Source organism: Cohnella sp. LGH (assembly GCF_017671885.1).
Taxonomy (GTDB): domain Bacteria; phylum Bacillota; class Bacilli; order Paenibacillales; family Paenibacillaceae; genus Cohnella; species Cohnella phaseoli.
In genome coordinates, this window is record NZ_CP072117.1 from 6,004,574 (window position 1) to 6,019,952 (window position 15,379).

The 15,379-nt window shown below is 51.1% G+C and carries 9 protein-coding genes; 1 reads left to right on the forward strand and 8 read right to left on the reverse strand.

Annotated features, from left to right (window positions below; genetic code table 11):
- Position 1 precedes the first annotated feature (1 nt).
- Positions 2-895: an ABC transporter permease gene (locus J4772_RS25170; protein ID WP_087569007.1), complete on the reverse strand. Its 894-nt coding sequence runs from the start codon at positions 893-895 to the stop codon at positions 2-4.
- 186 nt (positions 896-1,081) lie between these two features.
- The gene (locus J4772_RS25175; protein ID WP_209071894.1) at positions 1,082-3,358 is read right to left on the reverse strand and encodes a helix-turn-helix domain-containing protein; all 2,277 of its coding nucleotides are present in this window, start codon (positions 3,356-3,358) and stop codon (positions 1,082-1,084) included.
- A gap of 745 nt (positions 3,359-4,103) precedes the next feature.
- On the opposite strand from J4772_RS25175, the gene J4772_RS25180 reads away from it, so the two are divergent.
- Positions 4,104-5,693, forward strand: coding sequence for a sulfatase family protein (locus J4772_RS25180; RefSeq protein ID WP_209077430.1), 1,590 nt, complete (start codon positions 4,104-4,106; stop codon positions 5,691-5,693).
- A 348-nt stretch (positions 5,694-6,041) separates the two neighbouring features.
- Here J4772_RS25180 and J4772_RS25185 read toward each other — a convergent pair whose 3' ends face one another.
- The 6 genes from J4772_RS25185 to J4772_RS25210 form a co-directional block, all read right to left on the reverse strand.
- Complete coding sequence (locus tag J4772_RS25185) at positions 6,042-7,508, reverse strand: sulfatase family protein (protein ID WP_209071895.1); 1,467 nt, start codon at positions 7,506-7,508, stop codon at positions 6,042-6,044.
- A 36-nt stretch (positions 7,509-7,544) separates the two neighbouring features.
- Positions 7,545-9,977 (reverse strand): beta-galactosidase GalB, encoded by a 2,433-nt coding sequence (gene galB / locus J4772_RS25190; RefSeq protein WP_209071896.1) that lies wholly within the window; start codon positions 9,975-9,977, stop codon positions 7,545-7,547.
- Positions 9,978-10,003: 26 nt separating this feature from the next.
- A complete protein-coding gene (locus J4772_RS25195) occupies positions 10,004-11,512 on the reverse strand; it encodes a sulfatase family protein (RefSeq protein ID WP_087569011.1) in 1,509 nt (502 codons plus the stop codon).
- 184 nt (positions 11,513-11,696) lie between these two features.
- Positions 11,697-13,100: a sulfatase family protein gene (locus J4772_RS25200; RefSeq protein ID WP_087569012.1), complete on the reverse strand. Its 1,404-nt coding sequence runs from the start codon at positions 13,098-13,100 to the stop codon at positions 11,697-11,699.
- Positions 13,101-13,121: 21 nt separating this feature from the next.
- Positions 13,122-14,525 carry a sulfatase family protein gene (locus J4772_RS25205; protein ID WP_087569013.1) on the reverse strand — a complete coding sequence of 468 codons (1,404 nt, stop codon included), beginning with the start codon at positions 14,523-14,525 and terminating at the stop codon, positions 13,122-13,124.
- Positions 14,522-15,373: a helix-turn-helix domain-containing protein gene (locus J4772_RS25210; RefSeq protein WP_209071897.1), complete on the reverse strand. Its 852-nt coding sequence runs from the start codon at positions 15,371-15,373 to the stop codon at positions 14,522-14,524. Before J4772_RS25210 ends, J4772_RS25205 begins: the two co-directional genes overlap by 4 nt.
- Between the last annotated feature and the right edge of the window lie 6 nt (positions 15,374-15,379).

Genomic DNA, 15,379 nt, shown 5'->3' on the forward strand with positions numbered 1-15,379 from the left:
CCTACCACAGACTCGCTTTGCCGAAGCGTTTGGCGATCAGATTGACAACGACAAGCAGGATACAGTTCACGACAGAGTTAAACATCCCGATCGCTGCCGAGTAGCTGTACTGTGCATTGAGCAAGCCACTCTTGTACACATACGTTTGAATGATTTCGGCAGAGTTGATGTTAAGCGGATTCTGCATCAGATACACCTTCTCGAAGCCGACGGACATAAAGCTGCCGATATTCAGAATAAGCAGGACAATGACCGTAGGCATGATGCCCGGCAAATCAATATGAAGAATGCGCTTTAATTTGCTGGCGCCGTCTACGACAGCAGATTCATGCAGCTCCGGGCTAATGGCGGTTAGGGCTGCTAGGTATATAATTGTGCCCCAGCCTGCGTTCTGCCACACACCGGACCAGACGAAGATGGATGCGAACCATTCAGCCTTTGCCATAAAATATTGGCTTTCAATACCAAGGCCCATCAGCATATGGTTGATGACACCACTAGTAGGCGACAGGAACAAATACAGCATCCCAACAATGACCACAGTGGAGATAAAATGCGGCGCATACGTTACGGTCTGGACCAGCTTCTTGAAGCGCTGGCTCGTCAACTGGTTAATAAGCAGCGCGAGAATGACCGGAATCGGGAATAACGCCAGCTCATATAAGCTGATTGTCAGCGTGTTTAAGAGAATTTCCCAGAACTTGTAATTCTCAAAGAACCGCTGGAAGTTCTCGAATCCGACCCAGGGGCTGTCTGCAATCCCCTTGAAAGGCAGGAAATTCTTAAAGGCAATTTGCAAGCCGTAAATGGGGCCATATTCAAAAATGGCGAAATAAATCAGTGTTGGAAACAGCAGTAAGTATAGTTCATAGTGCCTTTTCCATTGCTTCAGCAAAGCTTTCCCTCCCGTTCTTTCAAAATGTTGATTGTGGTTTCAAGCGCTTTCACCGTAATGCAATTTATATTACCAACCACCTTATAAAGTGCGCAATCAGCCAAATTCAGAGCGGTATGCGAAATATATAAAGCCCGGAAACCCTTATATAGCAAGGGTTTCCGGGCTTACTTAGAGCAACCTGCCTTACTTCTTGTCCTCATTCTGCTGCAGTCGTTTCCGATACTCTCCCGGCGTCAGTTGAACCTCGGCTTTAAATTTGCGGATAAAGCTCGAAGGATCGCTGTAGCCGATTTTTTGCACGATTATAGCGATCGACAAGTCGGTGTCGATCAGCAGCCTTTTTGCTTTGTTGATCCGTATGGCATGAAGATGCTCCGATATCGTCTGGCCGGTCTGCTCTTTGAAATAACGCGACAGTGAGGAGATGGATTGAGAGAAATAGCTGGACATGCTCTGGATGCTGAACTGCGGATCGGCATATTTCTCCTGCAGAAGCTCAATCATCTCCTGCAGCAGAATGCGGTCCTGCTCAACAGGAGCTTCCTTCATCAACAACGGCCGGATTTGTTCAAACGTGTTCCAGACAATCTCATCCATTTGCTGATAGGAGGTGCATGAGGTTAATGCGATGACGTCAGGATACTCTACAGACATGCCTCTCTCCGCACCGGCCTCGGCTGCTGCCTTAACCTGCGTATTAATGAGATCAAAATAAATGTACTTTGCCGACAGCAGCGATGAGCTGCTGCTATGAATGTGTTCCAGCAGCTGCTTGATATGCTGCTTCACCTTGTCAGTATCATGGTCGCGCAGGAGCATGGGCAACGTCTGGAACTGCTGCGCGGAATAAACCGGCAGCTTTTGATGCTCCTGATTCAGTTGGTGCGGCAGAATTACACGATCATTCCCTAGAATAAGCCGATATTGCAGCGCCGTCGTTGCACTGATGTAAGACTTCGGCAACAGCGTCAAATCCTCTACTGCCTCCCCGACCCCGATAGTCCAAGTAAGGCCGGTCGACTCCTTCAACTTCTGATGCCACTCGTTCCAGCTTTCGCCGCCGCCGGATTCCGGCGGACAGGACTGGATCCATATCCACTGCTCGGGCTGAATCGTATCAATGGAATACAGCTCGATGAAGTGCGGCACTACAGACCTCCATAAAGCGGGAAGCTGTTCCCGAATCAAGCTCAATTCTGCGCCTTGATGGGCCTGGAGACAGACCACCCGGTACTGGTCGGTCTGCAGGGTTATGCCGAGGGGGGTCCCCAGCTCCTTGAACTCGGACCACTCCCGGATCTGTCCCGACAGCAGTTGGTTTAGCAGTTGCTGTCGCATCGCTGGGCGTCCGCGCTCTATCTGCGATTCCAGCGTGTGGCTACGGTCGCTCATATAATCGAAGGCAGAGCGAAGCTTCTCCAGGCCTCCGGAAGGGCTTTTAACATTTGCAAGATGAAGCTTGCTGTCCACCACATCAATCAGCTTGCGAAGCGGATGATAGTGAACGTTCATATTGATATAAATGATACTGGAGCCGACAACAAGTATGAGTGCCAGCGCAATTCCAGCCTTCAGTTGCATCTGTTCTATGGGCTTCATCAGCTCGGTTTCCGAAACAACCGTCACATAGGTCCAGCCGGAAGAAGTCGAGATCACCTTAGATACATAGTATTGATCTCCATCTAACTTTCGAATTTCACTGCTTTCCGATTTCACGTCTAAGAGGCCGTACGGTACACTTCCAGTATCGACAAGAGAAGCTACCAACTGTCCCTGGCCATCTATAAGATACACATTACTTTTCCGATAAGGCAAGAAGGACGAGAACATTTGCTTGACCTTCTTCTCCTTGATCAGAAATAACAGCGTTCCCTTGTTCTTGCTGGTGGAACCGAATGCCGGGACAGGAATGGCATAGCTCAAATAACGATCCGAGAGATACGGCTCCAGAGACTGGCTGGCGTTTGCAGCATTTACCGTGGGCACATCCGACTCCAGCAGCCGCAAGTATTGATCATAGGTCAGGTGCTGGCTCAGAAACATGTTATAGAACACGACGGAAAGATACGTACTTTTGGAAGAGATCAGCATGTCCTGATTTCTAGCTTTATACACTACCTCCGAGAAGAAGGCATTGGCTTCCGCATACAAGCTGATTTTGTCCTTTGCCTCATAAATGGAATAATTACTGCTCAGCCTCTCGGGATCAAATTCACGCTGCACGGATAGTTGAATAGCAATATTCCTCATCTCAGCCAATTGGCCATCCATCGTGTCCCTCACCTGCTCAAGCATTGCCCGGTTCGTCTGCTGCACCTGCGTTTGAAGCGTGGAAACAATAAAATGATTCACAAAAAGTCCGATGACGATAACAGGAAGGATCAACAACAAGGCATAGGAAATTAGGTATTTGTAAAATAGTGAAATGTTCTTTAATTTCTTCAGCCTGGCAAATCGCACCTTCCATCTCACCTCTTCTCTGAAGTCATGGCATAAAGACCTCTATCCAGTGCAAAAAAGCCGCACTGGATAGGGTATCTGTGTGTATCTTACTTCTCCTGAATCGTTTTGTCCCCCCGGGACTTGATGTTCTGAATCAGCCTGCTCAACTCTACGGCAATGTCCAGTGCAGGTTCAGGATTTGCCGAGGTCGGCGAGATACCGAAATCGTTTAAACACTGCTCTAGTTCTTGGTCATCTCCCCGCTGTCCACCGGAAACTGTGCTACCCCTAGCTTCCAATCCCGCGGAAACTTCTCCTTTTTTCGCCGCCCAAGGTGGCACCCAGCCTCCCTGGATATTCATGCCGTTTTATCCATTCATAAGGCAAGAGGATTAATCTTGAAGGTGACCTTACTCGCATGGGTCGGCATGCTTTGGTCAACATTCATCATATTATAAATTCGTTCCAGCGATCTTGTAAACACAGGGTCCTCGATATTGAAGTTGTTATATCCGTGAAGATTTGAAAGGTAGAAATGATCCATGTAATGACCAGAAAGAAGGTTGTCTGACTTCATTTCTGGTAAATCTAAATATAAAATAATAATGTATATATATAATAATAAAAGCGTTTTCAAATGTCAACTGATTATACAGAGATTCAAGATTATAATTTATTTATAAATTTGTTGACTATATATAAAAGGTCGAGTATGGTTAATTTATACGTCCGTTATCGTTGAAGATCTATCATGATTAAAGGAGTGATTCCATTGACGACAAATACCAGACCGCATGTATTCTTTCTGATGTGCGATGAGCTCAGGGCTGACAGCCTGGGATTTATGGGGAATTCTGTAGTTCAGACTCCTCATCTTGACGAGCTGGCCCAGGATTCCGTCATATTTGAGAATGCCTATACGAACTGTCCGATGTGTGTGCCTGCGAGAGCTAGCATGATGACAGGACGCAATCCGCTCAGCAACGGTGTGCTGGACAATGCTATGCGGATGGTAGAGGATGAGAAGCCTCTGCCTGACCTGCTTCGCAAGAACGGCTATACCACAACGATGTACGGCAAGCTGCATGTCCACCGGACCCCAGAGGAATGTGGCTTTGATGAATTTAAGTTTGGATATCCGGACCCGTACACCAGCTTCCTCGGCATTCAGGACACAGAGGTCCGCAAGAACGCCACCTTCAAGAAGAATGAGGGTGATATTCCGTTAGTCATTCACGGCGAGAGCCCTACGCACCCGGATCAGACTTCATGCTCTCGCCTGACTGCGGACTATATTCAACGAATGGACCGTATTCAGACCGATGAGAAACCAATCTTCCATTACCTGTCGCTTCTGGATCCGCATACGCCATACATGCCGACGAAGCCTTATTCGGAAATCTACAACCCGGAGGAGCTGCCGCTGCCCCAGAATGCCGGGCGCACGTTGGCTGACAAACCGATTACGCAGCGCTATTTTCACAAGGTGCGTGGCTTTGACAAGCTGAATGAAGAGGATTACCGGAAGAGTCTGGCCAGTTACTACGGTCTTGTAACCCATGTGGATGACCGCATCGGCAAAGTAATTGACCGCCTGAAGGAGCTTGAGTTGTATGACGATGCGCTCATAGTTTTCACCTCCGACCACGGATCGATGATGGGAGAGCACGGCTTTATCGAGAAATGGGGCCATATGTATGAGCCGGTTGTCCGCATCCCGCTGCTGGTCAAGCTGCCGAAGAATTATAATTCCGGCCTTCGCCTGGATACGTTTGCCGAGATCATTGACCTGCTGCCGACCGTACTGGACGCAGCCGACATTGAAATTCCGGAAGAGGTTCAAGGCATGAGCCTCATGCCGGTTTGCCGGGGAGAGCGCACGGTCCACCGGACCGAAGCGCACAGCCAGTACTTCTGTGGATCCATCCACGTAGAGCCTGCACTTATGATTCGAGACCATGACTTCAAGCTGACGGTATATCCGGAGCAGGAATCCATTCACGAGAAACTGTACGGGGACCATTATCTGAAATATTCTGCATTCTTTGATCAGCCGCTCGTGGAAGGAGAGCTCTACGATCTCCGCAACGACCCTTATGAGGAGCGAAACCTGTTCGGAGACCCGGATTACGCACAGCAGCAAGCCCGTCTTCAGTTCAAACTGGCACATTGGAAGGAAGGGCTAGGCCCGCTGGCCGATTACCGTGGGCTGAGGCAGGCGAACATGAAGACCCTGTATAAATTTATTCTGGATCAGGCGAACAACTGGACCAAAGTGTCGGATGCCTTGAAGGCAGACCAGGGACTGACCCAGTGCGACAGACAGAAAACTCAGGAGTCCGTTAAATCGTAAAGCATTCAAATATTTATAGAGTGATTATCTGTTGAGTGAACCATGAACAAGTTTATAATGAAAGGCAGCCATTCCAACAATGGTTTGCCTCCCTTACGTTAGGACAAGTGAAATAATTGCCTGTTGCCGTGATGGGGGGCATGCATGAGTAGAACATACGGTTGCACAAAAGTTCAGCTTCAATTAACAGATTGGGTGCGGACAAGTTGGGGTTAAAGAGGCTACACAAAATTGGGCATGAGCAAATTAAAAAGCCTTAGTTCGATCTCAGAACTAAGGCTTATTCATTTATTTTTTGTGCTGTCTATTTGCGGATACTGCTCCATATCGGGACTGCCTCCCGTTATATTACTGCGATTCCCCCCTGCTTTCAAAAGCTGTGCCTGGTCCATGTGGCGCTAGCGCCGTCATTATATATGGATTGATGCAAGCATCCCCTACCTTGTACGCGAAAGACCAGATCCGCTTAGATAACTCCTTCACTACGAAGCTGAACTCCTTTTTGCCAAACAGATTATTGGTCTCTTGGGGATCATTAATTAAATCGTACAACTCCTCATAATCAAATCCGTTGTAAACAAACTTCCATCTCTTCGTCATGACAGAACGCTGAATTCCATACAACTCGTTTCCGTTGGATTGAGTAAAAACAGCGTCCCTCCACGACCCCGTTTTCTGGTTCTTCAAAAAGGGCATTAGACTTTCACCCGCAAAGCTCCGATCTGCCTGCACACCGGCTAGTTCCAGGATAGTTGGCGCGATGTCGGCCAAAATAACGAAAGCGCTCTCACATCTTCCTGGACTTGAGATGCCGCATGGCCATCGCATGGCAAGCGGGATATGGTATGCCCCTTTGAAGCAGGGTAGACCCTTGCACCACAGTCCATGCTCCGCCATATAATCCCCATGATCGGATAAGTAAACGACCAGCGTATTCTCGGCTTCGCCTGACTTCTCGAGTGCCTCCAGCAACTTCCCAAACAGTGCATCCTCGTATGTACAGAAGGCTAGGTAATGTCTAATCGCCTCCTTGTGCTCCTGTTCGCTCAATTGATCGAACCGCTCCCGGATTTTCCGGTACAATGAGGGTTTATCCTCCATCCTGTCTGCGTAGTTGTCGGGAAGCACAATATCTTCCAGCTGATACATATCCAAATACCTTTGAGGAACAAAATAAGGATCGTGCGGTCCAAGGGTGCCCACATAACGGCACCATGGCTTACCGTTTACATGTTTCTTGATGGCTTCAACAGCTTCATTCACAACATTGTTGTCATTGAAAGGATTATCACTTTCTCCGTAGTGGACGTAACGGGGATAGCCATCTCGAATTATTTCTCCTTCAGTCCGAACTTCAACTTGATTCCTTCTATGGTTGGTATATCTATCCCATTCGGCCGGATCAGGCAGTTTATGTCTGTATATCTTGTCCTCCGACATTGAAAACTCCCCATTGAAGCCCCTATCTGCCGGCTGTTCAAGATCACTTACGTGCCATTTTCCATGAAAGTATAAATCATAGTCCGCATCTCGCAAATCCTCACTCCACAAGCGGACACCTTCATAAAGACCTTTAGAGAGCGCACTGCCAACACTGACATTGTTCCACACACCGTGCTGAGAAGGATACAATCCCGTGAAAAAAGTAGCTCTGGACGGACAACAATGCGGCGATACTGTATAGGCATTCGAAAAGACAAGACCCTGTTTGCAAAATCGGTCAAGGTGAGGAGTCAGCGCCAATCCGTAAGGCGGTATAGTGTCTCCCCGCTGCTGATCAGTCATAAAAATAAGAATGTTCGGCTTGCTTATCAAATTAGACCACTCCCTTCGCAAGAAATGGAAAACAGGTTACAAGAGACTAATTACAGTTTTACCCATATGCAGCAAATTCGAATTGGCATATACGACAATTGATCCTGCTTCGCCGGCTCGCGAGCGCACAATGACCAGGCATTTGCCGGAAAATGTAGAAATGCTCATGGCGCTGAATGAGGTTGTGCTGGTGGGATCGCCATTGTCCACAGCCACAATCTCACCTGGCCCCTCCAAACAGAAGGACACAGGGTGATTTGCACGGGGGCAGAGAATCCCCTGCTCATCGACTATGCTAACCGTTACGAAGGACAAATCCTCTCCATCCGCCCGGATAACGTTCCGGTCCGCCTCCAATTGGACAGAGGCAGGTGCACCCGCTGTACGGACCTCGTGCGTCATGGCCGGTGCCTCGTTCTCATCATAAGCGACTACCCGAAGGCATCCGGGCTCATACGGGACGGCGTTCCAGCGCAGTCGATACCGCTCTGGCTGAGAAGAAGCTGATTTTCGCCGAATACCAAGCGAGGCACCGTTCAGAAACAATTCGGCCGCCTGATAGCTGGTGTAGCAGACGACGGGAATTTCCCGGCACTCGTGTCCTTCCCAGTTCCAATGCGGCAGTAGATGCAGCACCGGCTTGCTTGACCACTGGCTTTGATACAGATAATACCGGTCCTTCGGTAGCCCGCACAGATCCATAATGCCGAAATACGAGCTACGGCTTGGCCATTCCTTCCGATAAGGCGTCGGCTCTCCCAAGTAGTCGAACCCGGTCCAGACGAATTCGCCCAGCATATAAGGTAGATCCTCCTGGGCCATGAACTCCTGATCCGGTGTAGTTCCCCATGGAGGAGCACTCAAATCATAGGAGCTTGCCTGCAGATCTGACTTCGGCTCCACGGGTATGTCCTCTACAGCAGGCAGGTGATATACACCCCGGGAGCTTACCGTCGAGGCGGTTTCGCTGCCGTACATGATCCAGTCCAGATGATGGAGATGATACTCCTCATATCGATGGGGCTTGTAGTTCCAGCCCGGAATATCCACAGCGGCCGCCAGACCGTTCTCTATCGCGTCATCCGACATGCTGAAACCGGCCGTCACCGGACGGGTAGGATCGGCGTCGTGGACAATTCCAGTTAGAAACGCAGTCGTTATGGCTCCACTCTCTAGCCGCTGCTCCCGCATTTCATTGCCGATGCTCCACATGATAATAGACGGATGGTTGCGGTCGCGGGAGATCATGGCCCGCAAATCCTGTTCGGCCCAGTCCTTAAACAGTCGGTGGTATCCGTTCTCCACCTTTCCTACGCCCCACTCGTCGAAGGCCTCGTCGATGACCAGCAGCCCCATGGCATCGCATAAATCCAAGAGCTCGGGCGCGGGAGGGTTGTGGCTCATGCGGATGGCGTTGCAGCCCATCTCCTTCATCAGCTCCAGTTGCCGCTCCATCGCCCGGACGTGAACGGCCGCGCCTAACGGGCCTAGATCATGGTGCAGGCAGACGCCTTTCAGCTTCATGTACTCCCCGTTCAGGCGAAAGCCTTCCTTTGCGTCAAAGGAAATCGTCCTGATGCCAAAGGGCGTTTCGTATTGGTCCACTTCCACCCCGTCCAGCAGCACAGTGGAGACTGCCTTGTACAACCTGGGATGAGCGGTACCCCATAGCGCAGGCCGCTTCACCGTCAGGTGCTGCTCGAATTCCGCATGGGCGCATACCTCCTGCACCGAGGTAGCCTGCGCGCAGAGGATCCCTTCAGGGTTTAGGAGCTGCGTTATCAGTTCCACCTTCGCTGCGGAGTCCGAGCTGCCGGCTACGTTCGTGCGGACCCTGATTGAAGCACACTGCTCCGAGATATCCGATGCCGTAATATACGTGCCCCATGGGGCAACATGAACGGGGCTCTTGACGACAAGCCTCACCTGACGGTAGATGCCTGCTCCGGGGTACCAGCGGGAGGAACTTGGTAGTGAGCAGACCTGCACTGCAAGAACATTCTCCCCGCCAAACGTCACATGCTCGGTCAGATCGAAGGTAAAGGAGGTGTAACCATACGGCCAGGAGCCACACTCTGTTCCGTTCATGTAAACGGTGCTGTTCGACATCACCCCATCGAACTCCACTGTAATGAGCCGGCCTCTCCATGCCTCCGGAATGATAATGTGAAGGCGGTACCAGCCGATTCCGACGATCGGCAAAGCACCCGTCCTGCCGACATGCGTAATGTTGTCATGAATGCCGTCCTCCATAACCGAATTGACATGGACATCATGATCCGGGTGAAACGGGCCGGCAATAGCCCAGTCATGCGGCACTCTCACCGTCTCCCATCCGCTCTCATCCAGATGAACCCGGCTTCCCTGCACGGGTTCGGGCTCCTCCAGCGAATGCCGTGTAAATTTCCAGCCTTCCTTCAGCGGGATGATCTGCCTTCCGTTTTGTTCCTCATTCGTCATCGCTTTCATTGCACTTCCCACCTAGCACTTTATTGTCAGGCTCCATAAATCCGCGGCATCGGCATTGGCTCCTTGCCCAGCTCCGCCCAGGCATAATTGAGCAGCAGCTCGCTCTTCAGCCGCTGGCTGCCGTGATCGTCCCATAAATTGTTCAACTCCTGCGGGTCCTCCTGCAGATCGAACAGCTCGCCGTATGTCTGGTTATAGTACACCGTCAACTTGTAACGGTCGTTCACGTAGGTTTTCTGGTGAATCGTCGAAGGCTCATGGCGGAACTCACACAAAATGTGATCCCGAGCTCGGCTCTTTCGTCCCAGCCATACCTCAGACTGATCGATTCCGGTCATGTGTGGGGGAACCTGCAGTTCAGCAAGGGATAGTAGCGTAGGCGCAAGATCCACAAGCGACACCATCGCATCACTCTTAAGGTCTGCCTCCACCTGGCCCGGATACCGGACGATGAAAGGTACCTTGATCAGATCCTCATACATGAAGCCGCCCTTAGCCTGAAGCCCGTGCTGACCGAAGAAATGCCCGTGGTCCGAGGTAAAGACGACGATGGTGTTGTCCGCCAGTCCCAGCTCATCCAGCCGATCCAGAATGCGGCCAATGTATTTATCCATCATGCTGACCATGCCATAATAGGTCGCTACCAGTTGCTTGCGCTCCTCCTCAGACTTGAGATGGGAATGGTATCCATGAATGGGCTGCCCGCTTTCACGCAAGGAAGAAAAGTCCGGGCGTACCTGCTGGGTTTTGCCAAAATGCGGCGGATTGCGGTCATGCTCACCGGGCACGACAGCCGGGATCGTGAGTTCCTCCGGATCGTACATCGTATCCCACGGCGCCGGCACCAGATATGGCGGATGCGGGTCAAAGAAGCTCGCCCAAAGGAAAAAGCTGTCTTCTTCCTGCTGATATTTGTACAGCTGTGCCTCGGTCCGCTCGGCAATCCAGGTGTTGTAGTGGTATTCCTCCGGAATATCCCAGGTATGCTGTTTGTCCGGATCCATCGTTCCTGTAGGCGACTTGAAATAATCCCTCCAGTTGGTGCAGCCCTTCTCTTCGAGCCAGATCGCATAGTGCTGGCCTACATGAGCTTCGTTGGTATGGTTCCGTGCCAGCTCCACATGGTTAAATCCGTAGAAGTTTTCTTTAAACTGGCGCCAAAACTCCAGGTCCTGCAGAAGCGGATACGACTCCAGTGACGGGTATTCCTCCGTGCTGTGAAGCGGCTGAAAGTGAGCCTTTCCAATGAGAGCCGTTTGATAGCCCGCGGACTGAAAATAGTCACCGACCACCTTGCGGTCTTCCATCAGCTTGGTCCCGAGCGTCCAGGCTCCGTGCTGGCTCGGATACTGGCCGGTAATGATGGATGCGCGGGTGGGTGTGCAGGTCGGATTCGGGCAGTATGCACGCTGAAAGGTCGTCCCCTCCCGCACGAGCCGGTCCAGATTCGGTGTAGACAGCTCCGGCTGAATGGCACCGATCGTATTCCAGTGCTGCTGGTCACTTGTAATTAGCAAAATGTTAGGTTTTTTCATAGCGCTCCCCCTCCCCCAGATTCAATTCTTATATCGAATGTTACTGTCAAATAAGTCCTGAATTCATATCAGAATGTTAGGTCAGGTAGCTGCTCTGACCGTGGGCTACTCCGACCTGTTCATGTTCACGCGCACCTTCACCGCCCAACGGCTGCCCGCTTGTGTATAGGTTCGAATTAGAACTTTAAATGTCCGGGGTACCGATATTCCACGGAATATTCCACTTCGGGATTGCCCGGTACATATGGTTCAGAATGATGCGGGTGCCTTCCAACTTGTGCTGCTGGTAATCCGGATCATCCCACAGATTGTTCGTTTCCTTCGGATCCTGCTTCAGATCGTACAATTCACCATAATCCCGGTCCATATAGTGCACAGTCTTAATTCCGTTATAGATGCAGCCCTTTATCGCACCGGCCTCCATGTACACAACATCTCTGACCTTGACCTCCTTATTCCGATCCCAGTAGCCGTTATATGAGAAGCTCGATAGCTTCTCTGGCACCTCTGCTTCCGCGGCCTCCAAGCAGGTGGCAGCAATGTCGATATTCAAGACCTCATCGGCTACCTCTATGCCTTTAAAGCCCTTGACAGGCGGCTTTACGAATAACGGAACCCGCATCAGGCTGTCGGTCAGGCATTGCAACTTCTCCACCATGCCGAAGTCGCCCATAAAGTCTCCGTGGTCGGAGGTGTAAATAATGAGCGTATCCTCATACATATCGCGATCCTTCAACATTTGAATTACTTCGCCGATCTTTTGGTCAATTAAGGAAATGTTCGCATAATAGGAGCGTTTCGTCTTCTTGAACTGCTCCTCGGTGAAATCTTTCAGATATATTTGGGCATAGGAATCCATGCCCTTAAATTGAGGCGGCTTCTGGTCCAACTGCTCATAGGTCGTATCGGGAGACGAGAGCTCATTGAGATCATAAGCCTCGGCGTATTCAGTCCCTTCCAGATCATAAGGGTGGTGCGGACCGGAGAATGAGAGCGTGAAGAACCATGGCTTGGCGTCTTCCTCCTGCTTCTCTTGAGCTTTATTTTCCAGCCAGGTTTTACCCAACTCACCCAGAAAATCATCCAGATGATACTTGGTGTCCACGTTCCAGCGGCCGCCGCTGATGAACTCTTTCGTATATACGGACTTTCGGTCGATGCCGTTTTCCTTGAGGAAATCCAGATAAGGCTGAATATACTGGTTCTCAGCGAAAGCGCCGTGGCCGTCCACGATCATCTCATCATCAAAGCCCCGCTTGATTTCAGAGCCTGCAAAATGCTGCTTGCCGACTACCGCCGTATGATAACCGGCCTCCTGCAGGCGTGTCATGAAGGTCGTTTCATAAGCCGGCAGTTGGGTGATATAAGAAGGGCATTCGCACTCTGACGGAAATTTCCCTGTCATAATTGCAGCCCTGGAAGGCACGCAGGAAGGATTAGCACAGCGGGCGTTCGTAAAGAACACACTATCCTTGATCAGTTCATCAAGGTGAGGGGTTTGAACCTCGGGATTAATACAGGAAAAGGTGTCATATCGCTGCTGGTCGGTCATAAGAAACAATATATTTGGTCTTTTTTTAATAGTCATGTGATGTTGACTCTCCTTCCGTTATATTTGTGGAGCTCCGTAATTCCACGGCATGCATGAGCACTCTCCTAACGCAAGCAACTCATCTATTAGCAACGTCTTTAGTTGCTCCTTGACGCCGGCCGCCGCAGCATCTTCCCACCGGTTATACCGTTCCCAGGGATCCTCCTTGATGTGGTACAGCTCACCGTATGGCCGTCCCCGGTAATAGACCAGCTTCCACTCCTCCGTCCGCACGGCGCGCAAATCTCCGGCCTCCATGTACATGGTCTCCCTGCGCGGTGCCGCAGGCGGCCGCTCCCAGAAGGGATTCAGGTCAACGCTGTCCATGCGTTCCGGCACCTCTGCCCCGGCGGCTCTTAGGCAGGTCGCTGCAATGTCCAGGTTCGAGACGAAAGCTTCCTCCGTCCTCCCGGCAAACCCGGAACCCGGCGGCTTGACGATGAACGGCACACGCATGAGCACCTCGGACAGATACTGGCCCTTGCCCATCATTCCAAAATCACCCATATATTCGCCGTGATCGGACGTAAACAGGATGAGCGTATTATCATACTCGCCGACTGCCTTCAACTCTGCAATAATTTCGCCAATCTTTTGGTCAATTAATGTCATGTTCGCATAATAGGTCAGCCGGGTCTCCTTGAGTTCCTGCTCGGTCATGCCAAAGGCGTTGGCCCCGCCGGGATTGCCCTGCCCGGTCCGGAGCTGCTCCTTGAAGTGAGGCGGCTTGCCATCAAGGTCGCCCTCCGAGGTCAGGGGCAGATCGATCTGCTCCAACCGGTATGCTTCCTCCTGTGGGAGCCCCGCGCCATCAAATGGCATGTGAGGCCCGGGGAAGGAAACACAGCAGTACCAAGGCTTGTCTACCGGCCTTTGGTGCCGGATCCACGACTTGCCCAGCTCTCCGATATAATCGTCGATATGGTACTTGACATCAGCCGTCCATCGTCTGCAGAAACGGTTGACAGGCTCACTAAACTCAGACGTCTTGGTGAAGCCGGACGCTTTCAGAAATTTCATGTACGAGGTTTCCGACTCCCCGCTACGCTCCCACTCGCCCGGCCCGTGCAAATCGATGATGTCTGCATGATCGTAGCCCTGATCAATGAGCGAATCGCCGAAATGCTGCTTCCCCAATACCGCGGTGTGGTAACCCTGCTGCTGCAGCAGGGAGGTAAATGTGACCTCGGAGGAGGGCAGATGGGTAATGTAGGTTGGAGCGCCGCACTTGCTAGGATACCTCCCGGTATTAATGGCAGCTCTCGCCGGCACACAGGACGGGTTCGTTGTATATGCACGCGTGAACAATATTCCTTCCTCTGCCAGCTGGTCCAGTACCGGTGTTCTTACCGCAGGATTTACGACTCCCAAGGTGTCGAACCGCTGCTCATCCGTCATAATGAACAAAATATTTGGCCTCAAAAATGTCCGTCTCCTCTCCCGTTTACGACCGATCCTGTGAATTCGCCGCTTGAAGTGTAATCGTAATAACCCTTTTTCAGAAATGAAGTAGGATTGGTGCCGGTCACCTGCTTGAACACTCTCGTAAAATAGTAAGGGTTGGAGTAGCCCAGCTTCTCGCTAATTTGCGAGATGTTCATAGAACTTTCGCTGAACAAGCGAATCGCTTCCTTGATCTTCTGCTCCATAATGTACCGCTGAATGGACAGGCCAGCCGTCTTGGAAAACACTCGGCTGATGTAGGAGTAATTCATTGCCAACGACCGGGTTAAGTCCGTAGAACGGATTTCCTCGTGAACATGGCTGTGCACGAATTTCTTCACATCGGTCACCAGCTTCTGATTGCCGCTTCTCTTCCGATTTATCTCCCGGTACAGATCCAGCAGCAAATCTAGCGTCCCGACCTTCAACTTGAGCTCATCATAATCGGAGCCGCTGATATAATGGTCTAGCAGCTTGGTCAGCCTGACACAGGTACGCTGGTAATCCTCAACCTCCAGCCATTTCATATCCACCGAGCCGGGTGTGGAGGAAGCCGCGGGCGTAAACGTGATCCAGTTCCACTCCGAACCCGCCTGGGTCTTCTTGTGGCCGTAATGCCGGACCCCGTGCTTCATAAAAAACACCTGTCCGGGGCCGATATAGTACTCCTCGTCCGCTTCAATAATATGGACAAGCCCTTTTCTGACAAAAATCAGCACGTCGCTATCCACTACGCGGTCCATATGTGCCCATACGTCCTGGGTGCGGAACAGCCCCATATTTTGCACGTCGGGAAGAACATCCAGATTGAATTGAACGCCGTTCATCCCTGG

Excerpts from the sequence above, each read along its gene's own strand:
- galB (WP_209071896.1), bottom strand. The coding sequence starts at position 9,977 with ATGAAAGCGATGACGAATGAGGAACAAAACGGAAGGCAGATCATCCCG.
- J4772_RS25195 (WP_087569011.1), bottom strand. The coding sequence starts at position 11,512 with ATGAAAAAACCTAACATTTTGCTAATTACAAGTGACCAGCAGCACTGG.
- J4772_RS25200 (WP_087569012.1), bottom strand. The coding sequence starts at position 13,100 with ATGACTATTAAAAAAAGACCAAATATATTGTTTCTTATGACCGACCAG.
- J4772_RS25210 (WP_209071897.1), bottom strand. The coding sequence starts at position 15,373 with ATGAACGGCGTTCAATTCAATCTGGATGTTCTTCCCGACGTGCAAAAT.